Genomic DNA, 25,429 nt, shown 5'->3' with positions numbered 1-25,429 from the left:
TCTCTACCCTAAGTTTCAGCAAACATTATGCTCCCCGACTAAACTGGCTATTGTATAATTCATAATAGAAACCTTTACTCGCCATTAACTCATCGTGATTTCCTGTTTCAATAATATCACCGTCCTTCATTACTAATATCTTATCAGCATCACGGATTGTTGATAGACGGTGAGCAATTACAAAAGAGGTTTTATCTTTCATCAGTTCATCCATTGCATCTTGGATAATTAATTCTGTACGGGTATCAACGGAGCTTGTTGCCTCGTCCAAAATAAGAAGCGGTGCATTTTTCACCATCGCACGAGCAATTGTCAGTTGCTGCTTCTGCCCTTCAGAAAGCGTGCTTGTATCATCAAGTACAGTGTCGTATCCATGTGGCAACGTCCGAATAAAATGGTCTACCCCGACTTTTTTACAAGCAGTGACAACTTCTTCAAAAGGCACATCCTGTTTGCTATAGACTATATTCTCCAGCACTGTCCCTTCAAAAATCCACGTATCTTGCAATACCATACTAAACTTATCACGTACGTTCGCCCGTGTTAATTCGTGTGCTGGCACCCCGTCTAGCTTTATACTACCGTCATTTAATTCGTAAAACCTCATTAATAGATTAATCATTGTCGTTTTCCCTGCACCGGTCGGACCAACAATAGCCACCTTTTGTCCTTTTTGTATCTTACTGGAAAAATCATGAATAATCATTTTATCAGAAGTATATCCGAACTTGACGTGTTCAAACTCGACATCTCCTTTAATATCGTCAAGCTTTTTAGTAATATGATGCTCAGTCGCTACTTCTTCTTCAGACAGAAATTCTTGGATACGTATGCTCGCTGCCGAAGCCGTCTGCAAATCTGAGATGATCTGTGTCAGTTGAGACAAAGGATTATTGAATTGACGAATGTAGACAGTAAAGGCAACAATAACACCAAATTCAATGCGTCCCATTAATACCAGAACCGCTCCTAATACACATACAACAACATAACTCAAATTACCGATGAAACTCATCAACGGTGTCATAATCCCTGATAGGAAATGCGCTTTCCAGCCGTTAGTATAAAGTCTGTTGTTTATTTTTGAAAATCCTTTTCTTGCGTGGGCAGATGCATTATAAACTTTAATCACATTATGCCCCGAATAAGCTTCTTCAATATAACCATTTAAGTTTCCTGTCTCTTGTTGCTGCTTGTCAAAATATGGTTGAGATCTAACTGTGATGAATCTTACAATAGAAAATCCAACCAATGTGACTAATACTGCCGACGTAGCCATAATAACATTCGTAGTCATCATCATAATAAATGATCCTACGAGTAAAGTTACTGACGAAATAACAGTTGGTAAACTCTGGTTAAGTGTACGGCCAATCGTATCGACATCGTTTGTGATCCGACTTAATACATCTCCATAACTTATTCTATCAAAATAAGACAGGGGCAACCTGTTTATTTTCTTCGCAATCTGATTCCGTAAATCATCGTTTACTCTTTGTGTCACACCAGCCATCAAATAGCGTTTGATATAGTTAATAACAAAACCGATACCGTAAATACTCATCAATATCGTACCAATTTTTCCAATAGCCGCAAGGTCAATTGTACTGTGCAGACCTTCAAGAATGAGATTGGTGATGATTTCCAGCTGTTTAGGACCTATTAAGATAAAGAATGCCCCGACCACTGCCAGAATAAGGACAACAACAACTGATACTTTATACGGTTCACTATAACGAGCAATTGCCTTTAGGCCCTCGAACTTTTCCTTATCTTGTTTCAATGTCCAATTCCTCCTCAGTTAACTGAGATTTTGCAATCTCGTAATATATATTACAGCTTTTTAAAAGCTCTTTATGTGTTCCGATACCTGCTACTTTTCCTTCATTTAACACGATAATTTTGTCTGCATCCATGATTGTCCCAACTCGTTGTGCCACAATCAATGTGGTCGTTCCACTTGTATGTTTTTTTAGTCCTTGGCGTACGAGGCTATCTGTTTTGTAATCAAGTGCAGAGAATGAGTCATCAAAAATTAGAATTTCAGGATTTCTCGCTACTGCACGAGCTATGGAAACACGTTGTTTTTGACCGCCGGATAAATTGGTACCAAGTTGCGCTACAAAGGAATCAATCCCATCGGGAAGTTTCTCTACAAACTCTTTGCCCTGTGCCACTTCAAGTGCAGTATAGATGTCGCTGTTGCTTATCTCATCTTTGCCATTGTTGCCAAAGTTGACATTGGAAGAAATACTGCCGCTAAACAAGACCGCTCGTTGTGGAACATAGCCTATTTTATTATTCAATGCCTCCATGTTATAATCCTTCACATTAACGTTGTCAATTAATATTTCTCCTTCACTCACATCATAAAACCGTGGAATCAAGTTGATTAGAGTTGACTTTCCGCTTCCTGTAGAACCAATAAATGCAACAGTTTCACCAGGCTCTGCCGTAAAGCTAATATCTTTTAAAACATACTCTTCTGCTTCCGGATATCGGAAACTGACATTCTTAACCTGAATTTTACCTTTGGTTTCTAAATTTTCATCAGTAATAGCCCCATCTAAAATAGTAGGTTTTGTATACAATACCTCATTCACCCTTTTAGCAGAAACGGACGCGCGGGGCAACAGCATAAAAAGAATGCTCATTAACATAAAGGCTGCGATAATCTGTAAAGCATAAGATGAAAAAACAACCATGTCACTAAAAATAGTCAGTTGATTTTCGGCTGCTGCGTTGTTGATAATAATCGCACCCAACCAATAGATACCCAGACTAATTGACGACATTGCAAAATTGAGACTAGGCTGTAAAAAAGAAAGGACGCGCGTAGCAAACAAATTATTTTGAGCTAGATTTGCGCTAGCTTTCTCAAATTTTTCTTCCTGATAGTCTTCTGCATTATATGCTCGCACTACTTTGATACCTGTGAGACTTTCCCTAGTAATGCGGTTGATGTCATCGGTAAGTTCCTGTACTTTTTTAAATTTAGGGATAGCAATAAAGACAATCAAAAGTATCACAACTAATAAGAATATAATGCCCCCTCCCACCAATGCAGACCATTGCCAGCTTTTACCGGCAATCTTGTCTATGGCTACTATTGCTAAGATGGGGGACTTAATCAATACTTGCAACCCTACAGCAATAAAAAGCTGCACTTGCGCTATATCATTCGTGGAACGAGTAATAAGGCTAGGAGTTGAAAAACGATTGATTTCTTCCATAGAAAAATCTTGCACTTTATTAAAAATTGCAAATCTCAATTCCCTTCCTAAAGAAGCAGCCAGCTTTGCTGCCAGATAACCAACAATAACTGAGGAAGCAACGCTCCCCAGCGAAATAAGCAACATCTTCCCACCTGTAGAAGTTATTTGGCTGACTTTTGAACCAGGCGTTTGTACTAACATTGTGATCTTTGACATATATTCTGGGATAGTTAAATCCAGTTGTACTTGCAGCAAAATCAGAGCTACTACAAATATAAGAGTTATCCAATCTTTTTTTCGTAAATACTTTAGATTTTTAATCATTATTATTTCCTTTCATATTTGTATTTTTTAATTTCACAATTTCTTTTTTTAGTTTCACAATCTCGTTTACTAACAAATTAATTTCGTTACTGTTCAACTCTACAAATTCCTGTGTTTTTTTCCCTAGCATGTAATAAGAGCTTTGCAACTTTTCTTCTAACTCTTGCAGTTGTTTAGTCAACATGATTAATTTGTCTCTATCGCATTGCATGGCGCACCTCCTGAGTTTCTTATCTTTATCGTAAGAAATAAAGATGCTGCAATCAACTTTCAAAAAAAGCATTTTGTTCTAAATCGAACAAAATACTGAAAGTGTCTCGAAATAAATTGAGGCAATCATGTAATAAGCCAAGATTAAAAGAGAATAACTAGTCCGGATATGGTACACTTAAAATACAAAAAAAAAGGAAATACAAAATATGGAAATTAAAAAGACGAAAATAAACAGAACAACTATTACTTTATATAAAACAATGTTAGAACTCTTAGAAAGCCAAAGCTTTGACGATATTACCGTCAATGACATTTGTCAAAGTGCGATGATAAGCCGCTCTACGTTTTATTCTTATTTTAACGATAAGTACGAATTAGTCATTTTTACATTGCAGCAAGAACGAGCGGCGCTTGAAATTGTGAAGGGAAAAAATATTGAACAAAATTTGTTGAAATTATTATACCGTTTCAAAGAAAAGAAGTGCGTATATAAAAACTTGCTGCTGGCACAAACAAATCGAGAATTAAGTCAAATGATTATGGAACACACAGGCAAATTTGTTAGACATGCTATAGAAAAAACAGCTGTTTCAGAAGAAGCTCTGAATCTTCAAACCACTTTTTGTACGAGTGGTATTTCAGGTATCGTCATCTGGTGGTTAAAAAATGATTTCCCTATCACTGAAGAAGCACTGACACAATATATTCTTGATTTTACTAATATCACATAACATCATATAAGTTAGCCAATTGCAAAAATGTCATCGTTATTTAATTTACTGATAACTCCTGTTGTGGGATATTACACTGAGCTGAGCGAAACAACATGCCGGCCTGTACTAGTACGGCAGCAATTTCTTCCAACCAGCACTCTTCAAACAGCTTGTGGGCGTAACAATCCAGGCATTGTACAATGCTCATCAAGGCTCGGTCGTCAATCGGGATAACGCTGACTTTGAAAACAAAGTGGTAAACCTGAACTTAATGTCTTTCATTTGTTCTTCATACTCTGATTTAAATGAACGCGAACCGTTTCTGTCACCAAAATTACCATGATCAAGGTCAGAATGTTCATAGTTTATAAAACAGTTGCCTCAGCCTGAACAAGGAATTGATGCAGATTTCCATTGGTGCAAAATATTTTACGCTACCAAAGCAGCAACTTGATAAAAAACATAATGGAACTTAAAAAAATCCGTACATTGGGTTCATCTACAAAAAAAGACCTCTTCAATGTCAACAATCGACATTGAAGAGGTCTTGGTGCTAATTTAAAAGCACTATTTATTCAAATTATAAAAAGCTTTCAATCCTTTGTAAACTGCCACTTCGCCCAATTGGTCTTCAATTCTCAGCAACTGGTTGTATTTTGCAATACGGTCAGTACGTGACAGAGAACCTGTCTTGATTTGGCCGGCGTTTGTTGCCACTGCAATATCAGCAATCGTTGAATCTTCTGTCTCGCCTGAACGGTGAGAAACAACTGCTGTATAGCCAGCTTCTTTCGCCATTTCGATCGCTTCGAATGTTTCAGTCAGTGTACCGATTTGGTTTACTTTGATCAAGATAGAGTTACTTACACCCATATCGATAGCTTTAGACAATTTTTCAGTGTTAGTTACAAGCAAGTCGTCACCAACCAGCTGAACTTTTGAACCAAGACGGTCTGTTAATTCTTTCCAGCCATCCCAGTCGTTTTCGTCCATACCATCTTCGATTGTTATGATAGGGTATTTGTTGACAAGCTCTTCCAAGTAGTCAACTTGTTCGGATGACGTGCGTTTAGCGCCGGCTTCGCCTTCAAATTTAGCGTAGTTGTATACACCGTCTTCATAGAATTCAGACGCAGCACAGTCAAATCCTAACATCACATCTTTTCCTGGCTCAAGACCGGCAGCCTTGATTGCTTCAAGGATAGTTTCAACGCCGTCTTCCGTACCGGCAAAGCGTGGTGCGAAACCACCTTCATCACCTACAGAAGTTTCCAGACCGCGGGATTTCAAAATTTTAGCTAACGCGTGGAACACTTCTGCTCCCCAACGCAATGCTTCTTTGAATGTTGGTGCGCCGACAGGCAAAATCATGAACTCCTGGAAAGCGATTGGCGCATCAGAGTGAGAACCGCCGTTAACGATGTTCATCATTGGAGTTGGCAGCACTTTTGTGTTGAATCCGCCTAAGTAGTGATACAAAGGAATCTCCAGATAATCAGCAGCTGCACGTGCAACAGCGATGGAAACACCAAGAATTGCGTTAGCGCCCAGTTTCCCTTTGTTTGCTGTACCGTCAAGCTCGATCATTTTCTTGTCGATAGCCATTTGGTCTCTTACATCATAACCAATCAGCTCTTCAGCAATAATATTGTTAACATTGTCAACGGCTTTGACAACACCTTTACCAAGGTAGCGAGATTTGTCTCCGTCACGCAATTCAACTGCTTCGTACTCACCAGTTGATGCACCTGATGGAACCATTCCTCGGCCAAAAGCACCACTTTCTGTATAAACTTCTACTTCGACTGTAGGATTTCCACGTGAGTCTAAAACTTCGCGAGCGTAAATATCAGTAATAATTGACATGTTATTCTCTCCTTCGGATTATTTTATAGCTAAGGAATTACTTCCATAGTTCTATTGTAAATGTTTTTTAAATTCTTTCAACTAAAACCATTAAGAAATCAGGCAAAATTACTTGATCAGCGTACTTCCTGTCATTTCAGACGGTTTTGCCACACCAAGCAAGTCGAGCATCGTCGGTGCGATGTCTGCCAGCCGGCCATCCGTCCGTAGTTCAACGTTCTTTTTCGTCACGATGACCGGTACCGGTACTGTCGTATGAGCTGTATGCGGATTGCCTTCCGGTGTCGTCATGGTTTCCGAGTTGCCGTGGTCGGCAAAAATGATGGCGTAGCCGCCTTTGGCAAGAATGGCATCCACGACACGTCCCAGATTTTCATCCACTGCTTCGATTGCTTTGATAGTCGGTTCCAGCATACCGGAATGTCCAACCATGTCCGGATTGGCGAAGTTTAAAATAATCGCGTCATGCTTATCCGCTTCAATATCAGCAACTAAGGCATCGGTCACTTCATAAGCACTCATTTCCGGTTTCAAGTCGTAGGTTTCAACTTTTGGCGAATTGATCAGAATGCGGTTTTCACCTTCGAATTCCTCATTACGTCCACCGTTCATAAAGAATGTCACATGCGGATATTTTTCTGTTTCTGCGATACGCAGCTGTGAAAGTCCGGCATTTGACAACACTTCGCCGATAACATTTTTCATTTCCTCAGGCGGAAACGCAATCTCTGCAACGATGCTTGGGTTATAAAGCGTCATCGTCACAAACTTGACGTTTTGTGGATGATTCGAACGCTCAAAGTGTTCCCATTCCTTATCCGTGAATGCGTTGGACAATTGAATCGCGCGGTCCGGACGGAAATTGAAGAAAATCACCGCATCATCGTCGGACACAGTTGCAACAGGCTGGCCGTCTTTTTCGATAACCACAGGGACAACGAACTCATCGTTCACACCAGCTGCATACGATGCTTCAATAGCCTTGACCGGGTCAGCCGCTTTGACACCTTCTCCCTGCACAATTGCCTGATAAGCTTTTTCTACACGCTCCCAGCGCTTGTCACGGTCCATCGCGTAGAAACGTCCGGAAACTGTGGCAACTTCACCATAATTCAACTCAGCCATTTTATCGACCAGATCCTGCATATAGCCCGCAGCAGAAGTCGGAGGAACATCCCGTCCATCTAAAAACGCGTGCACAAAGGTTTTCTTCACACCTTTAGCTTTGGCTGTTTCCAGCAGCGCATACAGGTGATTCTGATGGCTGTGGACACCACCGTCGGATAGCAACCCGAACAGATGCAACGCAGAATCATGTGCGATAGCGTAGTTCATCGCATCCAGCAGTGCTTCATTTTTCTGGAATTCGCCATCTGCAATTGCTTTGTCAATCCGCGTCAAACTCTGATAAACGATACGGCCTGCGCCGATATTTGTGTGCCCAACTTCCGAATTTCCCATCTGACCATCGGGAAGCCCGACATCCAGACCGGAAGCTTTCAGCTGACTATGGGGAAACTCGTTCCAATAACGGTCAAAATTTGGTTTATTTGCTTGTGCGACTGCATTGCCCATGACTTCATTTCTTAAGCCAAAGCCGTCAAGGATAATCATCGCTACTGGTGCTTTACTCATATTATTTTACTGCCTCCAAAAGTGCCAAGAATGATTGTGGTTCTAAGCTGGCGCCGCCCACTAGAGCACCGTCAACATTTTCTTTTGCCAAGTATTCAGCAATATTTTCCGGTTTGACAGAACCGCCGTACTGAATGCGGACTTTTTCTGCCACTTCTTTGCCATAAAGTTTTTCAACAGTTGCACGGACAACGCCGCAAATGTCATCTGCAATGTTGGCATCTGCAGATTTGCCGGTACCGATTGCCCAGATTGGTTCATACGCAATGACCAATTCACTGACTTGCGCATCTGTCAATCCAGATAAACCGGCAGTGATTTGTCCTTCAATCCACTCGGCTGTTTTACCTGCTTCATATGTTTCAAGCGACTCGCCGCAGCAAAGAATCGGTGTCATCCCGTTGGCAAAAATCGCTTTTGCTTTTTTATTGATGTCTTCATCTGTTTCATGGAAGTATTCGCGACGTTCCGAGTGTCCGATGATGACATACGTCACACCTAAATCAGCTAAAGCCGCTGGTGACGTTTCGCCTGTGAAAGCACCGGCATTTTCAAAGTAGCAGTTCTGAGCAGAAATCTGCAATTCTGTGCCTTTTGCTTCAGCTACAAGCTCTTGTATGAACAGCGCCGGCGAACCGACGACAGAATCCACGATATCTTTTGAAGGAATCGCACCTTTGACTGCCTCGGCAAAAGCTTTCGCTTCAGCTGCGGTCTTATTCATCTTCCAGTTGCCAGCAATAATTGGTTTACGCATAGTCTATTCTCTCCCGTTCTTTATTTATCAGAAATTGATGCAACACCTGGCAGCACTTTGCCTTCCAAATATTCAAGAGAAGCTCCGCCGCCGGTTGAAATATGTGTGAATTTATCTGCAAAGCCGAGTTGAATCGCTGCTGCTGCAGAATCGCCGCCGCCGATAACTGTCGTTGCGTTCTCAAGGTTGGCAATTGCTTCGCAAACACCGATTGTACCGTTGGCGAAGTTGCTCATTTCAAACACACCCATCGGTCCGTTCCAGACAACTGTTTTTGCACCGTCAAGTTCTTTGGTGAACAGGTCAATCGTTGCCGGTCCGATATCAAGACCCATGAACCCTTCCGGCACAGCACCTTCATGAACCTCTGTCGGTACGTCATTGCTGAATTCTGCTGCACACACAGAATCAACCGGTAAAATCAGTTTGTCACCGGCTTTCTCAATCAAGCTCTTAGCCAAATCGATTTTATCGGATTCCACAAGCGATTTGCCGATGCCGATACCTTTTGCCGCGTAAAACGTATACGTCATGCCGCCGCCGATTAAAATTTTGTCAGCTTTTTTAATCAGGTTTTCAATTACACCGATTTTATCTGACACTTTTGCGCCGCCTAAAATCGCCACAAACGGACGTTTCGGCTCATCAACCGCACCACCGATAAACTTGATTTCCTTTTCCATCAAGAAGCCGGCTGCAGATGGCAGATTGGAGGCAATTCCGACGTTTGACGCATGCGCACGGTGTGCCGTTCCAAAAGCATCATTAACAAATACATCACCTAGCGATGCCCAGTATTTACCAAGTTCAGAATCGTTCCCGCTCTCTTTTTTGCCGTCAATATCTTCAAAACGTGTGTTTTCAACAACAAGCACGTCGCCGTCCTTCATATTGGCAATCGCATTTTCCAACTCTTTGCCGCGTGTTTCCGGTACGAAAGTAACTGGTTTTTTCAACAGCTCTGACAATCTTTCAGCAACTGGAGCCAACGATTTGCCATCTTTATCTTCTTCTGTTTTGACACGTCCTAAATGAGAAAATAAAATCGCTTTGCCGCCCTGCTCAATAATGTAGTTGATTGTCGGCAATGCCGCAACAATCCGATTATCGTTGGTTATAACACCATCTTTCAACGGCACATTGAAGTCAACACGGACAAGAACCTTTTGACCTTGTAAATCTAAATCACGAACTGTTTTTTTAGCCATAAATTTAACCCCCTAAATAACATCAATACAAAGAAAAAAGGGGAAGCGCGTTAGCTTCCCCGCTTAATGACTACTTTTCGAATACATGTTGCAAGTAGTATCAAATTAACCTAATTTTGCAAAGTATTCTAATGTACGTACTAATTGAGCAGTATATGACATTTCATTGTCATACCATGAAACAGTCTTAACTAATTGTTTGTCGCCAACTGTCATAACTTTTGTTTGTGTTGCATCAAATAGTGAGCCGTAAGTCATACCGATGATATCTGAAGATACGATTGGGTCTTCAGTGTAACCGTAAGACTCGTCAGACAATTCTTTCATTGCAGCATTGATTTCATCAACAGTAACTTCTTTTTCAAGTACAGTAACCAATTCAGTTAATGAACCAGTTGCAACAGGAACGCGCTGAGCTGCACCGTCAAGTTTGCCATTCAATTCAGGAATAACTAAACCGATAGCTTTGGCTGCACCTGTTGTGTTAGGTACAATATTGATTGCTGCTGCACGTGCACGGCGCAAGTCTTTATGAGGAGCGTCCAATGTGTTTTGATCGCCTGTGTAAGCGTGAATCGTTGTCATCAAGCCTTCAACAACACCGAATTTGTCATGCAACGCTTTTGCCATTGGTGCCAAGCAGTTTGTCGTACATGACGCACCAGAGATAACTGTTTCTTTACCTGTCAAAGTGTCATGGTTAGTGTTGAAAACAATTGTCGGAACGTCATTTCCGCCTGGTGCAGAAATAACAACGCGTTTAGCTCCGCCCTTCAAATGTTTTTCAGCGCCTTCTTTAGAAGTGAAGAAGCCAGTACATTCAAGTACGATTTCTACTCCTAAATCTCCCCATGGCAATTCTTCAGGATTACGGTTCGCCAGTACTTTGACATCTTTACCATTTACTTTGAAGTAGCCGTCATGCACTTCAACGTCACCATTGAAACGTCCTTGAGTTGAATCATATTTCAAAAGGTGTGCAAGTGTTTTAGCATCTGTCAAGTCGTTGATTGCAACAACCTCGATACCTTCAACATCTTGAATACGGCGGAATGCCAAACGTCCAATACGTCCGAAACCATTAATACCTACTTTTACTGTCATGCAGATTTCCTCCTTTAGAAAATCAAAAAAAATTTTTATTTTTAAAGAGTTGCCTCTTTTAAAATCTGATTTGCCGCTCCCTCATCTGTAATCAGCCACGTCTGTTTCGGTGCATGTTTGATATATGCCCGAATAGCTGCCGCCTTTGACTTCCCGCCGGCGACTGCAATAATGTAGGGTATTCTTTTCAAGTCTTTCAGCTGCAAGCCGATGCGCGGAATTTTATATACCACTTCGCCCTGATCATCAAAGAAATAACCAAACGATTCAGCAACAGCATTATTTAACCGCAGCATTGATAGTTCTTCTTGTGACATGCCGCGCCGCTCAGCCATTCTCATGGCGTTGCCAATACTGTGAATGACACAGTTCGACTGCTCAATCAATGCCAGCACCTTTTGAACAGACGGTTCCTGCAGTAGTGGACGATACGTTTCCGGACTGACCTGTTCAGGCACATACAATGCACGAAAATCGCCCCCGGAGTTTTCAGCCATCAAGGCACTGATTGAATTAGCCTGAATGCTGACTGATTCGCCAATGCCGCCTCTTGCAGGGACAAACAAATTATGCCTGTCTGACTTTTCAAGCGGGCGCATCTGTTCAGCGACCTTAGCCATCGTAGTCCCGCCCATCACCGCAATAACATTATCCCCCGCAGGCAGAATTTTGTCTAGCGTTTCGGTCACCATGTCCCCAAAGCTGTCCAGAACTCTCGGTTCCGAATCGCTGTTGCCTGACACAATCAGACAATGGTCGATGTTTAACAGGTCTGCCAGCTGCCGCTCTTTTTTTCCGCCGCCGAGAACTTGGCCAATCATACCTTCGAGACTGCGGTATACTTCCAAACCCTCCGCAGTCAAAGACATACCGCTTTTAGATACATCAATCAGCTGCAGTTTTTTTAAAAAATCCGTTTCTGTACGCAACACGCGCTCTGTGATGCCGATATGGCTGGCCAGTGTGCGTCTGCCGACTGGCTGCATCCAATATATATGCTGCAATATTTGAAATCGTTCCTCAATAACTTCTTTAATATCAGGTGCTATGCGTTCTAATATTTGCATTTCGCGACTCATTGGCAGTAGCCCCTTCCATAGGACAAATATTGTCCAACAAAGACTCAAAACGACCCATTACGCTTAAAAAAAAGGGCTGAAACAAATTATACGTGGTATTTGTATCACCCTTATGTTGTCATTCTAACAGTTTTTTTTATACAATTCAAGTAAAAGGGACAAGAAATTGTGTTTCCATTCCGTGGTCTTCTTCAATCATATCTTTTACGTTTCGAAGATGCCGGAATGCCAAGCTGGTCGCGGTATTTCGCCACTGTCCGCCGTGATATCTCCACACCTTTGTCAGCAAGCATTTGTGCAATTTTTTGGTCTGACAGCGGTTTGGCTTTATTCTCATTTTCCACCATCTTGACGATATCATGTTTGATATTTGCCGCAGATGTTTCTTCATCGTTTGCCTGTGACAATGCGGTTGTAAAAAAAGAGCGGAGCTCAAACACACCAAAGCTCGTCTGGAGGTATTTGCCGTTGACACTGCGGCTGACTGTCGATTCATGAATCCCCAACCGTTCAGCCACTTCCTTGAGCATCAGCGGCTTTAACGGATGGTCCGGCTTCAAGAAAAAATCTTTCTGGCGCGACACGATTTCCTGTCCCACATTCAAAATCGTGTCTCCCCGCTGTTGAAGACCGCGCTTAATCCAGTCAAAATCAGCTTTCTTTTCTTTCATGTACTTCTGCACTTCTTTATCAGGAACTTGCTTGAGTTCATCGTAATAAGCTTTTTGAAAAATAAGACGGGGCCGACTGCGTTTAGTCGATAACACTTTGAGTGATTCCGACTCTTTGTCCACTTCAACAATCAAATCAGGTATCACATATAACTCTCTATCAGAATGAAAGACCGCACCCGGATTAGGCGACAACCGCTGAATGTAATCAAAAATTTTCTGAATATCCGATAAACTGATACGATACATTTTTTCAATAACTTGCCAGTGACGGTTCGCAAGATTCTCAAAATTTTCTTCCAAAATCAAGTACGCTAGTGACGGGGCTTCATTATCACGCTCCGTTTGCAGCATCAGGCACTCCTGTAAATTTCTGGCTCCGACACCGGCCGGATCCAGCTGCTGGAGCAGGGTCAGCGCATCCACCATCTCAATATAAGAGGCCTGTGTTTTATCGGCAGCCTCTTCCAGCGAAATGGTTAAATACCCGTTCACATCAATAAATTCCACCAGAAACAGCATCAATTGACGCAATTTGGTATCACGGTAGTTCAAATGAATCTGCTCAATCAAATACTCAAATAAAGAACCCGACGTATCAGGAATTTGCGATAAGTAATCACGCTCGCCGTCCTCCATGCCGGTATGCTTCGATTGCCGTATCGGCATGTCGTACTGGTCTATGTCGATTTTTACATCAATCAGAGGATTCTCCAATGATTTTGCTTCTAAAAATGTCAGTAATTCGTCAGTATTGTACTGAAGCATTTGAATCGACTGCTGCAGTTGCTGGGTCATGGCTAGTTTCTGCGTCTGAGTCTGCTTCTGTGACATAGTCTGCTCGAATCTCATGCTTCTCAATCTCACTTTCTTAAAATTTTTCTCTTGCTATTTTTGAAATCTTTGATAAACTATAACTCAGGTATGCGTCCTTAGTGTAGTGGATATCACACAAGATTCCGGTTCTTGAGACAGGGGTTCGATTCCCTTAGGACGCGTTTTCTTATTGGATTATAGCATACATTTACCGACTTGTAAGCAACAATCCCTTAGATTGAGTGGCTGACGATAGACAGAGACTTTGACCAACTTGCGAAATTTCGCAAGTTTTTTTTTATTTTAAACAGCTGCACAACAGAAATAAAAGCAATCATGCGTTCATCACTGCCTCGGTCAAAACCGGCGTGTTTTGAAAATAATGGTTACAATTGAAAAGAAATATAACTATTTTTTTACGTTTCTTCTTTTTACCGTCTGATATCCTCATGATGATTTTTTTTACGGTGCTGTTTTTGTTTACACCAGCAGCTGTTTTTTGACGGACTATAAATCATCTCATGCTATAATTCTTTTAAAGGGGGGATTATGATGAAACAAATCTTTGTCATACTAATTGCAGCTGTATTTTTCCTAGTCGGTTGTACGACCAAAAACACTGCCTCTGACGGCGAGCAGGTGGCTAACGCTCTCTACGACCTTAAATTGAAGTCAGCGGATGACAAAACCGTTCTAACAAAAGAAAACTCGAATGTTCATATTTACAAGAAAGATGGTGTTTTTTATGCACTGTTTACCATACAGCCGGAACCGCCTAAGACGGAGGAAACTGTTTATAAAGTGACATCATCAGCAGGTGAGATTACCAAATCGGATGTAAAACAGGTGCCGGACTTTGACCGGTCAATACTTGACGGTCTGGACAGTGAGTATGAAAAAAATGACGTGTCTTTCGCGGTAGAATAAAACCGTCACAACATGATATTTCCATGATAACCGGATTTGACATTTTTAATCAAAAATACATCTCTAGTCCCATTACTCTTTTTGATTTCGGCTTTATAGTAGATAGAGGTTGCATCAGCAACAATTTGTCTATATAAAGGAAATGAGTTATATGCGTAAAATAATAGCAGTAATTGGTATTTTGATTATTGGGTTTATTTCATGGAAAGGGTATGAGTACTATCGTTCGACCTATGTCGGCGAAGACTACTATGCAGTTGTCACAGCTCCGCTTCCTGAAGAACAAGATATCTTGAGTCAAAGCGGCGAAGTGATGGGCAGAGGATATGAGTATCATTTGCAGGCTTTTAATACGGCGGGGAAAGAACGCCAGATAACAATCTCTATTACCACATCAGGCGACTATAAAAACGGATCCGCTCTGCCTGAAGGTACTGTTTTGAGAATCAATGCCAGTAAAAACCGCGTCATCGAGCAGCAGCAGATTTCAATCGATGATGTGCCGGCTGCCATTCAGTCCAAACTTCAATAGCCAGCTGGCATTATGCAACGCTGTTTCTTGGAAACAGCGTTTTTTTCTGTTTATCTTCATTATATGACATTTACAGATGGGGTTGTCATCGCAATCAGACTGTTAAATCACACTCTGGCCATGAAAGTACAAAGAACGCAATCCTTTCAAAAACAGCTCATTTTTTTAACATTGATGCCTTTTTAGTGTATGATAAAAGAAAAAATTGGAGGGCTGATCATGTCTGAAGATCGTGTAGCAGCTTTTACTGATGGGGTTATGGCCATCATTATCACCATTCTTGTGCTGAATCTCGCACCGCCCGACAGTGATTCGATACGAGCCTTATTCAGCATTGAACACAAACTGATTGTATACTGTTTTAGTTTTATTGTGATTGCTGTCTATTGGAACAATCACCACCATCTGTTTCAACTTGTTCAAAAAGTTGACGGAAATGTGCTGTGGGCAAATAATTTTTTTCTCTTTTCCCTGACACTTTTTCCTTTCAGTGCCTCATGGGTCAGCAGCCATCTGTTCAGTCTGATTCCGCAATTGACGTATGGCTGTGTCATTTTATTAGCGGACATTGCTTATTGGATTCTCTTGAGCACACTGAAACGGGCAGAAAAAATGCCTGCCGCTATGAATGAGCTTTTTTCATCCTACCATAAGTCCCTGATTTCGATTGCCATGAATATTCTGGCGCTTATTTTAGGTTTGTTCCTCAATCCGGTTTTGGTAATGGGGGTCAATTCCGTGATGATTCTTCTTTGGATCATACCTGAAAAGCGGATCGAGTCTTTTTTAAATTAGGACAGACAAAAAACCTATCCCGACTATTTAATCGCAGGATAGGTTTTCGTTTATCATTTTTTCAACTGCTGCAGTTCGGCTTTGCGGTCCTCTGCGCATCTTAGAAGCTGTTCGGAGAAATTTTCAAGAACCATTTTTGCCCCTTTGTATGTGTGTCCGCCAAGGCGAATCACATCATCCGGATTGTAAATTGCCTGCCGGTGATTGAATTCTTTAAAAAATTCTTCCACTAGAAAACTGGGTAAATAAAAATGGTTTTGCGCACAAAAAGACTGGAGGTAGACGTAGTCGTCGATTGTGATATAGACATCGTCGAAACTGTCAAAGCTTTGATAAAAATCAAGATTCAGGTCTCGTTTGACCAATATCTCATTAATTTTTTTATTCAATAAAATCAGTGTGTCAATCTCTTTCATTTTTTCCCGAATCTTCTCATGTTTTTCTTCCCTGCTCAGTATAAACTTATTGTTTATCGATGTGGCAACCATCGCAATAAGAGCACCGATACACACGCTGAATATCTCAATCATAGGAACTCCTCTTTCGCCGTTTTTAGATAAATTCAGTATATAGAAATTTCGGAAATAATTCAAATCAAATAATTTGACCTTTATTGACCAATAGGGTACACTTTTGTCTAGATAGACGAATCAATAAGTGTTAAAATAGTTGTTGATTTAATCACTGAACTAACAGGAGGAATTACAATGAATCTAATACCAACAGTCATCGAACAATCGTCTCGCGGCGAACGTGCGTATGATATTTACTCCAGATTATTAAAAGACCGTATCATCATGCTTAGCGGCCCGATCGACGATAATGTCGCAAATTCGGTTATCGCTCAGCTGCTGTTTTTAGATGCGCAAGATTCTGAAAAAGATATCTTCATCTACATCAACTCTCCGGGCGGCAGCGTGTCAGCCGGTCTGGCGATTTTTGATACGATGAATTTTGTCAAAGCGGACGTGCAGACTATTGTGCTGGGCATGGCGGCTTCCATGGGGAGCTTCTTGCTGGCTGCCGGTACCAAAGGCAAACGCTACGCTTTACCAAACGCCGAAATCATGATTCACCAGCCGCTTGGCGGTGCGCAAGGACAAGCAACTGAAATCGAAATTGCCGCGCGCCACATTTTGAACACACGCGACCGTTTGAATCGGATTTTATCAGAACGGACGGGACAACCGATTGAAGTCATTGAAAAAGATACTGACCGCGATAATTTTATGTCTGCAGAAGAAGCCAAAGAATATGGCTTGATTGATGAAGTCATGGAAAATAGCGCGTCACTAAAATAAAGTGCAGTGACGGAGCCGACTAATTATGAATGAAATCAAACCCGAACTGACAAACACAACAACCGGCATCATTATCGGTCAAGCCGATGCCCCGGTTAAAATCATTGAATTTACGAACTTGCGCTGTCCTTTCTGCAAACAGTGGTGGGATGAACGCAATGACCTATTAAATCAGTACGTAGCTGAGCATAAGCTTCAGCGCATTATCAAATTGTTTGATAAAGAAAAAGAAAGTCTGCGGCCCGGAAATGTCATGCATCATCATGTACCTAAAGAACCGGACGCTGCTCTGTCTGCCATTGATGCCATTTTTGACACACAGAATCAGTGGGGAACTTTGCAGACACTTGATGACATTGCCAAATTTGCCGAAACTGAACTGCATTTGACTCTACAAGATTATGAACAGACAGCACAGTCAGTCATTGATGAAGCGGATGCTGCGGGTATTCGTTTTATACCGACGATGGTCATCAACGGCCACGTATTCGATCAAAAAATTTCTGCAGCGGAGCTTATTGCTTTGCTTGAAGGACGCTAATATGGATACTCCCCCTCCATTCAGTCAGATAAACTGAGTGGAGGGGGAGTATTTTAGTTTGATATGTTTTTAGACGATACATAAAATTTACATTAATTTTTCAAAAGAAGACATAGCCATGCGGAAATGGATTGCGCGATACAGACAGCTGGACATTGATATCCCGCTTGTAATGAACGATACCGTCACACATTATTGGTTGCAAATGACCCGCTGATTCAGGTATATCCGGAAATTTCCGGCTGGTAATTTTATGCTTACATAAACCAAATGCGGTGCAGCCGTTGCTCAGCTCGCCCGGGAACTGAAAAAAGATTCACAATATGCTATCATGATATTAAAGATAACTATAAATCGTTCAGTATTCATATCGCCTCAAAACAGCAGCTGCTCAGTTCATCACTATGTGTCGCATTGTATTGCATATATACAAAACTATGTTAATAAGGAGGCCAATATCACAATGGACATACTACAAACCATACAAACACGAAGAAGTATCAGACGCTTCAAATCCGACATGATTCCAAAAGAAATACTTGACAAGATTATCACAGCTGGCACTTATGCTCCCACAGCAAGAAACACACAGTCGCCGATTATTATTGCCGTAACCAACAAAGGCTTGCGTGACAAACTTTCCAAAATAAACGCTGAAATCATGGGAACCGAAGACGATCCTTTCTACGGAGCGCCTGTGGTCTTGATTGTATTAGCAGATAAAACTTGCCGCAATCGTGTCTATGACGGTAGTTTGGTAATGGGCAATCTGATGCTTGCTGCCCATCACCTCGGTATCGGAAGCTGCTGGGTTCACCGAGCAAAAGAAGAATTTGAGCGTAAAGAAGGACTCGACATACTCAAATCACTCGGCATAGATGGCGATTATGAAGGAATAGGCCACTGTGTGCTGGGCTACGTAGATGGCGACTACCCTGAAATGCCGGAGCGAAAAGAAAATTGGGTATATCACATCGATTAAAATCAGACAGCAGACGACAACCAAAAACTGTTTTAACCACGCATAACACGCGTGGTTTTCTGCTTTAAAACTGATTTTTAATCAGCAAAAAGCCGTTGAGATGTATCAACGGCTTTCGTATGTCTTACTCACGCACTTTCTTGTTTCTAAAAATGTAAATCAGTAAACCTATACCGACAATCAACAGACCAATAAACTTTGCGACTCCATTGTTTTTCTCACCGGATTTTGGCAAAATCTTGCCTGCTTGAGATGGTGTTGAAGGTAAATCTCCTGCTTTTTTCTTTATCACTGTATTACAAAGAATGATATTTCCTTTATCGTTATCATCAACACGTTGAATGTAACCAATTGGAACATCTTTCTCTTGGACTGTATAAGAGATTTCTTCCCCTTGTTGATTTACGAGTGCCACATTTTCCCAGCAGTAAGTCCAGTTATTTTCCTGATTGAGAATGATTTCTTTGCCCTGTTCTTTCCCATCGGCTAATAGCTGCACTTTGACCATTTCCGGACGCAGTTTAATTAAGTCTTTTTCATCATTCCAAAACTTGGTAACACGGACGCTAGTTTTCTTAGGTGCATATGTGTTTGTGATGTCATACCCGTCGATCTCAGTGGTATAGTCCGCAACAGCATTTTCTGTCACAGTATACGTGATATGTTTGCCATTGGCATATTTCGCCAAGTCCTTAAATGTGTAAGACCAGTTGTCGGCCTCAGTCACTTCTTGACTGTCGATGACCTGACCGTCAGCCAACAAGTTGACTAGGATTTTGTCCGGCCGTTTGCCGTCAGTGTTGTTGTCGTCATGCCACGTTTTCTTCCCTTTGATTTGCACCACTTCCGGCGTGTGCGTGTTGGTCAAGGTCACTATCTGACCGGTCACTGCCGTGCTGGTAGTATAGCCTGTGACGCCGTCCGTTTCTTTGACCGTGTAAACGATGTCCTTGCCGTTCTCTTTCTCCGGCAAGTCGCTCCAAGTATGGCTCCAGTTATTTGCTTCATTCAGTGTCACTGCTTTGCCGTAAGGCGCATCATTTTTATGCAGCTGCACTTGAATGCTCTCCGGACGCAGGCCATCTTGGTTGTCACCGTCCACCCAGACTTTCTGCACAGACCGGTTGGTTTTCTTAGGCGTGTATGTGTTCATGATGTCATACCCGCTGACTTCTGTAGAATAACCCGGGACGGCTTCTTCTGTCACTGTATACGTGATGCCTTTGCCCCCGGCATATTTCGCCAAGTCCTTAAATGTGTAAGACCAGTTGTCGGCCTCAGTCACTTCTTGACTGTCGATGACCTGTCCGTCAGCCAACAAGTTGACTAGGATTTTGTCCGGCCGTTTGCCGGCATTGTTGTTGTCGTCATGCCATGTTTTCTTCCCTTTGATTTGCACCACTTCCGGCGTGTGCGTGTTGGTCAAGGTCACTATCTGACCGGTCACTGCCGTGCTGGTAGTATAGCCTGTGACGTCGCCCGTTTCTTTGACCGTGTAAACGATGTCCTTGCCGTTCTCTTTCTCCGGCAAGTCGCTCCAAGTATGGCTCCAGTTATTTGCTTCATCCAGTGTCACTGCTTTGCCGTAAGGCACATCATTTTTATGCAGCTGCACTTGAATGCTCTCCGGACGCAGGCCATCCTGGTTGTCACCGTCCACCCAGACTTTCTGCACAGACCGGCTGGTTTTCTTAGGCGTGTATGTATTCATGATGTCATACCCGCTGACTTCTGTAGAATAACCCAGGACGGCTTCTTCTGTCACAGTATACGTGATGCCTTTGCCGTTGGCATATTTTGCCAAGTCCTTAAATGTGTAAGACCAGTTATCGGCCGCAGTCACTTCTTGACTGTCGATGACCTGACCGTCAGCCAACAAATTGACTATGATTTTGTCTGGCCGTTTGCCGTCATTGTTGTTGTCGTCATGCCATGTTTTCTTCCCTTTGATTTGCACCACTTCCGGCGTGTGCGTGTTGGTCAAGGTCACTATCTGACCGGTCACTGCCGTGCTGGTAGTATAGCCTGTGACGTCGCCCGTTTCTTTGACCGTGTAAACGATGTCCTTGCCGTTCTCTTTCTCCGGCAAATCGCTCCAAGTATGGCTCCAGTTGTTTGCTTCATTCAGTGTCACTGCTTTGCCGTAAGGCGCATCATTTTTATGCAGCTGCACTTGAATGCTCTCCGGACGCAGGCCATCCTGGTTGTCACCGTCCACCCAGACTTTCTGCACAGACCGGCTGGTTTTCTTAGGCGTGTATCTGTTTGTGATGTCATACCCGTTGATCTCGGTGGTATAGTCCGCAACAGCATTTTCTGTCACAGTATACGTGATGCCTTTGCCATTGGCATATTTTGCCAAGTCCTTAAATGTGTAAGACCAGTTATCGGCCTCAGTCACTTCTTGACTGTCGATGACCTGACCGTCAGCCAACAAGTTGACTATGATTTTGTCCGGCCGTTTGCCGTCATTGTTGTTGTCGTCATGCCACGTTTTCTTCCCTTTGATTTGCACCACTTCCGGCGTGTGCGTGTTGGTCAAGGTCACTATCTGACCGGTCACTGCCGTGCTGGTAGTATAGCCTGTGACGCCGCCCGTTTCTTTGACCGTGTAAACGATGTCCTTGCCGTTCTCTTTCTCCGGCAAGTCGCTCCAAGTATGGCTCCAGTTATTCGCTTCATTCAGTGTCACTGCTTTGCCGTAAGGCGCATCATTTTTATGCAGCTGCACTTGAATGCTCTCCGGACGCAGGCCATCCTGGTTGTCACCGTCCACCCAGACTTTTTTCACTGTTCGGCTTGTCGGCTGTTTGTAATTACTGACATCAAAAGTAAATCCTTCTTTGTCTGTTTCGTTATTGATTGTAAAGTAACCATCGTTAGGACGAATCACAATTTTTTCATCAGAATAACCTTCTGGCACTGAAACTTCTACAATTCGATATTCGCCATTGTCTAAGCGAGTGAACATGACTTCACCGTTGCTGTCAGTCTTTCTTTCATTGACGCCGTCTTTCGGAGTGTAATCCAGATATTCGCCTTTATCGTCTTTTTTCTGCAATTTGAAAGTAACGTCTGAAAGTTTTTCTTTCGTATCTCCATCAATTTTTTTGATGAGAACACATCCAGTTTTGACAATTTCTAATCCGCCGTGTACGTCAAAAAACTCAACAATGACTTCGTTTGTCTCGTCATTACCCTCGACCCATTTCAGCTTCGCCTTATTGACATATTCCCCTGATACTCCTCTAACATCTACATCAAATGAGACACCTAATCCCACAATGTTCCCATTTGACGGTCCGCTTGGACTATAGACTTCTTTCATCTTCTCAGCTTGTTTCTGGTCAATCACTTTATCCGTGACCAAACTATCAACATAAGCTTCGAATCCTGCTTGGCCGCCAAATAAATCGTAGTAAGTGATACCATTACCCGGAACTGTACCAAAACTAATCAGTAATGTGTTGTCATGTATACCGTAAGCCACTTTACCGCTTGTTTCCATCCGTTCATAAAATTGATCAAAACCTTCATCTTTTTGCGGCGTCATTTCAACGGCCAGATTTTTTTCGACTAAATCAATCGTCTTATGCGCCAAATCGCCTAGTTTCCCATCCCGAGTCGGTACATAAACCGGAACGTTAATAGCCGGTATACCAGCCAAAAATGTTTGAGGCGCCAGTTCATCTATGAACATCATTTTTTGTTTCGTCTGTATCGGGTCGCCGTTAAACATATTCCGCAGTTCATCTAAGTTGAACGATGTGTTCCAGTGGATGACATTTTGATTTGAGAATTGTTTACCTTCTTTATAAAAATCATCAAAGCGCTCTGGAAGTTCCGGAATATCTACCGGCTGCTCCGGGTCATCAGGTTTGTCGTTCGGGTCCGGCTCAATGTCTATCTCTATGGTTAGATTGCCGTCCACTTCAATTTCTATGCCTGTTCCCTCTTTTAGTAAGTTTCCTTTAAACATAAAATACCCATTTTCGGCGGAGTCGCTTAAAGCGGCCTTTTCATTAAGTACAGCGTGTATTTTTCCGTTTTTTATCTGCCATGTTCCCAATATATCGCCTGTCGAATTATCTAAAATATTCAACAAGGAAGAATCCGGAATATGAATATACTCTTGATTTGGCAAAGTAACGTCAAAGTAGTCACCATCATTCACGCTAGATAAATCATCTATCCGATAACGGTATATAAATTTCACCTCATCTCCTACAGTGAAATCAGGACGTGGGACTTGTTCCACGCCATCAATAACAACTGGTTCCTCTTTGCCGTTGTGAATGACATAAAAATCATTTTTTTCTTGTGTAATCAATCCTGAAATGTCTGAAGCAGCATTAACATTTTTTTCTGGTATCAATAAACTAGTGACCATAACACCGAGCATAAGCAGACTGGCAACGACCCTACTTAACACCCTAAATCCGTTTTTGATAGCCATTTTATTATACCCTCCCCCTCTTCTTGAAACATCATAGAACAAATACTGAAATGAGTTGTGCAGATACATTTCAATGCGTCAGCAGCTGACAAAACAACCCGATTTTCAAAATAGCATCCTCAGATGACTGACAACAGTTGGGGTACTTACAACGAAAAATGACAAAAAACACTCTGTTTGCGACGGACAAAATACCGAGTTGCAGAACGAGTGTCTTTATTAAGCAATTATTCAAATACAGATTTACTATTTTATGATGACTCACACGAATTTGACCATGACTTCATAAGCATCTATTTTGCCTCAGAATCATGCACAACCTCTTTTCACCTAATTAGCTCTTTTAATAATGTTAGAGCACTATATAACCACAAATGCGATAAAAGGTCAATAAAGATGAATAAACCATCATTTTCAACTATATTATAGCATTATAATATCATAAAATGTTAAAAACTTAATATTTTAAACTATTTAGTCATTTTAGTATTATTTTTTTGTGCAGTTCTTCTTCAATTAATGGCAACTGAACATTTAATTAAACCGTAGCACTCTATATCATTTGTAGATTCTATGGTGCACTTTTATAATCATCTTATAAACAGATAATCAACGCATCACATTTTATTAGACAATCCGATATAACCCGTCTGTATCATATCGTGCCGGACTATAATCAACATCGTATACTTTACTTACAAGGGAGGGGAAACTATGCTTGCTGAATTCAATCAAGTCATTGATTACATTGAAGACCATTTGCAAGATAATATATCCGCAAAAACTATCGAAACGATTACAGGTACATCAGATTATCATTTTAGAAGAATGTTTTCTTTTCTTACCGGGATGCCGCTGAATGAATATATTCGCAACAGACGGTTGTCCATGGCAAATCAAGACTTGCTTTTAGGAGAAAAAGTAATCGATGTTGCATTTAAGTACCGGTATCAATCAGCCGATGGATTTTCGAAAGCTTTTCAAGACTGGAGCGGCTTCAGACCATCTGATATATCCAAAAACAAAAAGCAGAAATTTTTCCCTAAACTTGAATTTTCATTTAGAATACAAGGAGGAATTTCAATGGAGTTTCACATTGAAGAAAAAGAACCGTTTCGTCTCATCGGAGTCGCCAAAAGAGTATCCATGCAATTTGAAGGCCAAAACAGCGACATCATTCAACTCGCACAATCCATTTCAGATGAGCAGAAAAAAGAGATGCATAAATTGGGAAATTTATACCCTCACCAAGTTATTAATGCATCTTACAATTTTGACGAGCAAAGATTTGACGAGAAAAGTTCTTTAGATCACTTGATTGGTTTCTTATCAACTAAAGAGAGCAGTCGTCCCGATTTGACACAAATTAGTGTTGACAGACATTTGTGGGCCATCTTCCCAGTAACAGGGGAATTTCCCAGTGAGTTACAAAAAACATGGGCGAGAATATTTTCAGAATGGTTGCCCGCTTCAAGATATGAATTAGTCGAAGCACCTGAAATATCATTTACAAAATACGACGACGATTCTACTATTAAGTATAGTGAAATCTGGATTGCTGTCAGAGAGAAAATGGTTCGCTAGAAAGTAGAACTGAAAAAATGTAGGGACCCTCAAAAGTTAGACCAAAAAATCTAATTTTGAGGGTCCCTACATTTTCTAAAAACTCATTCTCACGTCTTATCTTTGATAGCATCAATGACAAAACAAGCAGTATCACAACAGTACTTCCTTCTAACTGCCCTCTATTACCATTTATAATACCCGCTCGGAATTAATACCAGACTAGAAAAACAATATGTTTATGATAAAGTCCATATAATTGTGTAAAAGATAAAAGGCCATGTAACAGCCCTTTTACGGTACAATGTTTTTAACCACAAAAACATACCTAGGAGGACTTTACATGACCCAAGTACATTTTACTCTGAAAAGCGAAGAGGTTCAAAGAATGATTGACCATTCAGTAAAAGATGAGGTGTCTAAAAACATTTTGACTACCGTATTCAACCAGTTAATGGAAAGCCAACGAACGGAATACATTCAAGCTGAGGACTACGAACGATCAGAAAAACGTCAAAGCCAACGAAATGGCTACTATGAGCGAGAGTTTACGACCCGTGTCGGAACACTTGAATTAAAAGTACCTAGAACACGTGATGGCGGATTTTCACCATCAGTATTTGAGCGTTATCAGCGAAATGAAAAAGCGCTGCTTGCTGCCATGCTTGAGATGTACGTTTCGGGTGTTTCTACTCGTAAAGTTTCTAAAATTGTTGAAGAACTCTGTGGGA

Annotated in this window: 21 protein-coding genes and 1 tRNA gene; 10 read left to right on the top strand and 12 right to left on the bottom strand. The window is 41.6% G+C overall.

Going from position 1 to position 25,429, the window contains the following annotated elements:
* Window positions 1-25: 25 nt before the first annotated feature.
* Genes CBF27_RS09310 through CBF27_RS09300 form a run of 3 tightly spaced genes read right to left on the bottom strand, consistent with a single transcriptional unit; the run spans window position 26 to window position 3,750 of the window.
* Window positions 26-1,783: an ABC transporter ATP-binding protein gene (locus CBF27_RS09310; protein ID WP_211334647.1), complete on the bottom strand. Its 1,758-nt coding sequence runs from the start codon at window positions 1,781-1,783 to the stop codon at window positions 26-28.
* Complete coding sequence (locus CBF27_RS09305) at window positions 1,770-3,539, bottom strand: ABC transporter ATP-binding protein (protein WP_126814026.1); 1,770 nt, start codon at window positions 3,537-3,539, stop codon at window positions 1,770-1,772. Before CBF27_RS09305 ends, CBF27_RS09310 begins: the two co-directional genes overlap by 14 nt.
* Window positions 3,532-3,750 carry a hypothetical protein gene (locus CBF27_RS09300; protein WP_126814025.1) on the bottom strand — a complete coding sequence of 73 codons (219 nt, stop codon included), beginning with the start codon at window positions 3,748-3,750 and terminating at the stop codon, window positions 3,532-3,534. Before CBF27_RS09300 ends, CBF27_RS09305 begins: the two co-directional genes overlap by 8 nt.
* Window positions 3,751-3,958: 208 nt before the next feature.
* Here CBF27_RS09300 and CBF27_RS09295 point away from each other — a divergent pair, with 208 nt between their 5' ends.
* A complete protein-coding gene (locus CBF27_RS09295; RefSeq protein ID WP_126814024.1) occupies window positions 3,959-4,483 on the top strand; it encodes a TetR/AcrR family transcriptional regulator C-terminal domain-containing protein in 525 nt (174 codons plus the stop codon).
* Between the two features lie 549 nt (window positions 4,484-5,032).
* Here CBF27_RS09295 and eno read toward each other — a convergent pair.
* The 7 genes from eno to rpoN form a co-directional block, all read right to left on the bottom strand.
* Window positions 5,033-6,331 carry a phosphopyruvate hydratase gene (gene eno, locus CBF27_RS09290; RefSeq protein ID WP_126814023.1) on the bottom strand — a complete coding sequence of 433 codons (1,299 nt, stop codon included), beginning with the start codon at window positions 6,329-6,331 and terminating at the stop codon, window positions 5,033-5,035.
* A 108-nt stretch (window positions 6,332-6,439) separates the two neighbouring features.
* Entirely contained in the window at window positions 6,440-7,966 is a 1,527-nt protein-coding gene (gpmI, locus tag CBF27_RS09285; protein WP_126814022.1) for a 2,3-bisphosphoglycerate-independent phosphoglycerate mutase, read from the bottom strand.
* A gap of 1 nt (window position 7,967) precedes the next feature.
* Window positions 7,968-8,723 carry a triose-phosphate isomerase gene (gene tpiA / locus CBF27_RS09280; protein WP_126814021.1) on the bottom strand — a complete coding sequence of 252 codons (756 nt, stop codon included), beginning with the start codon at window positions 8,721-8,723 and terminating at the stop codon, window positions 7,968-7,970.
* 20 nt (window positions 8,724-8,743) lie between these two features.
* Complete coding sequence (locus CBF27_RS09275) at window positions 8,744-9,931, bottom strand: phosphoglycerate kinase (protein WP_126814020.1); 1,188 nt, start codon at window positions 9,929-9,931, stop codon at window positions 8,744-8,746.
* 105 nt (window positions 9,932-10,036) lie between these two features.
* Entirely contained in the window at window positions 10,037-11,035 is a 999-nt protein-coding gene (gene gap, locus CBF27_RS09270; protein WP_126814019.1) for a type I glyceraldehyde-3-phosphate dehydrogenase, read from the bottom strand.
* A gap of 41 nt (window positions 11,036-11,076) precedes the next feature.
* Window positions 11,077-12,114 carry a sugar-binding transcriptional regulator gene (locus tag CBF27_RS09265; RefSeq protein ID WP_126814018.1) on the bottom strand — a complete coding sequence of 346 codons (1,038 nt, stop codon included), beginning with the start codon at window positions 12,112-12,114 and terminating at the stop codon, window positions 11,077-11,079.
* 191 nt (window positions 12,115-12,305) lie between these two features.
* Window positions 12,306-13,637, bottom strand: a complete 1,332-nt coding sequence (gene rpoN / locus CBF27_RS09260; protein WP_126814017.1) for an RNA polymerase factor sigma-54 — start codon at window positions 13,635-13,637, stop codon at window positions 12,306-12,308.
* A gap of 74 nt (window positions 13,638-13,711) precedes the next feature.
* Here rpoN and CBF27_RS09255 point away from each other — a divergent pair.
* From CBF27_RS09255 to CBF27_RS09240, 4 genes are all read left to right on the top strand, one after another.
* A tRNA-Arg gene (locus CBF27_RS09255) sits at window positions 13,712-13,783 on the top strand.
* 370 nt (window positions 13,784-14,153) lie between these two features.
* On the top strand, window positions 14,154-14,528 hold the full coding sequence (locus CBF27_RS09250) for a hypothetical protein (protein ID WP_126814016.1): 375 nt from the start codon (window positions 14,154-14,156) through the stop codon (window positions 14,526-14,528).
* 151 nt (window positions 14,529-14,679) lie between these two features.
* Window positions 14,680-15,060: a YxeA family protein gene (locus CBF27_RS09245; protein WP_126814015.1), complete on the top strand. Its 381-nt coding sequence runs from the start codon at window positions 14,680-14,682 to the stop codon at window positions 15,058-15,060.
* Between the two features lie 219 nt (window positions 15,061-15,279).
* Window positions 15,280-15,855, top strand: a complete 576-nt coding sequence (locus CBF27_RS09240; protein WP_126814014.1) for a TMEM175 family protein — start codon at window positions 15,280-15,282, stop codon at window positions 15,853-15,855.
* 53 nt (window positions 15,856-15,908) lie between these two features.
* Here CBF27_RS09240 and CBF27_RS09235 read toward each other — a convergent pair whose 3' ends face one another.
* Window positions 15,909-16,385, bottom strand: a complete 477-nt coding sequence (locus tag CBF27_RS09235) for a hypothetical protein (RefSeq protein ID WP_126814013.1) — start codon at window positions 16,383-16,385, stop codon at window positions 15,909-15,911.
* 177 nt (window positions 16,386-16,562) lie between these two features.
* Between CBF27_RS09235 and clpP the strand changes: the two genes are divergently transcribed.
* The 3 genes from clpP to CBF27_RS09220 all read left to right on the top strand — a co-directional run bounded on the left by clpP (window position 16,563) and on the right by CBF27_RS09220 (window position 18,679).
* On the top strand, window positions 16,563-17,156 hold the full coding sequence (gene clpP / locus CBF27_RS09230) for an ATP-dependent Clp endopeptidase proteolytic subunit ClpP (protein WP_126814012.1): 594 nt from the start codon (window positions 16,563-16,565) through the stop codon (window positions 17,154-17,156).
* Window positions 17,157-17,181: 25 nt separating this feature from the next.
* The gene (locus CBF27_RS09225; RefSeq protein WP_126814011.1) at window positions 17,182-17,697 is read left to right on the top strand and encodes a thioredoxin domain-containing protein; all 516 of its coding nucleotides are present in this window, start codon (window positions 17,182-17,184) and stop codon (window positions 17,695-17,697) included.
* 463 nt (window positions 17,698-18,160) lie between these two features.
* A complete protein-coding gene (locus CBF27_RS09220; protein WP_126814010.1) occupies window positions 18,161-18,679 on the top strand; it encodes a nitroreductase in 519 nt (172 codons plus the stop codon).
* Between the two features lie 124 nt (window positions 18,680-18,803).
* Here the strand turns inward: CBF27_RS09220 and CBF27_RS09215 are convergent, their stop codons facing one another.
* Window positions 18,804-23,135 carry a Cna B-type domain-containing protein gene (locus CBF27_RS09215; RefSeq protein WP_170175071.1) on the bottom strand — a complete coding sequence of 1,444 codons (4,332 nt, stop codon included), beginning with the start codon at window positions 23,133-23,135 and terminating at the stop codon, window positions 18,804-18,806.
* Between the two features lie 714 nt (window positions 23,136-23,849).
* On the opposite strand from CBF27_RS09215, the gene CBF27_RS09210 reads away from it, so the two are divergent.
* Both CBF27_RS09210 and CBF27_RS09205 read left to right on the top strand, forming a co-directional pair.
* Window positions 23,850-24,719: an AraC family transcriptional regulator gene (locus tag CBF27_RS09210; protein ID WP_126814008.1), complete on the top strand. Its 870-nt coding sequence runs from the start codon at window positions 23,850-23,852 to the stop codon at window positions 24,717-24,719.
* 322 nt (window positions 24,720-25,041) lie between these two features.
* Window positions 25,042-25,429 (top strand): transposase (locus CBF27_RS09205; RefSeq protein ID WP_211334624.1); only part of this gene is annotated, 388 nt, incomplete at its 3' end.

The sequence above is a fragment of the Vagococcus acidifermentans genome, from assembly GCF_003987655.1.
GTDB classification, from domain to species: Bacteria; Bacillota; Bacilli; order Lactobacillales; family Vagococcaceae; genus Vagococcus_B; species Vagococcus_B acidifermentans.
The sequence above is the reverse complement of the archived record's forward strand: the minus strand, read 5'-3'. Positions and strand labels throughout refer to the sequence as shown.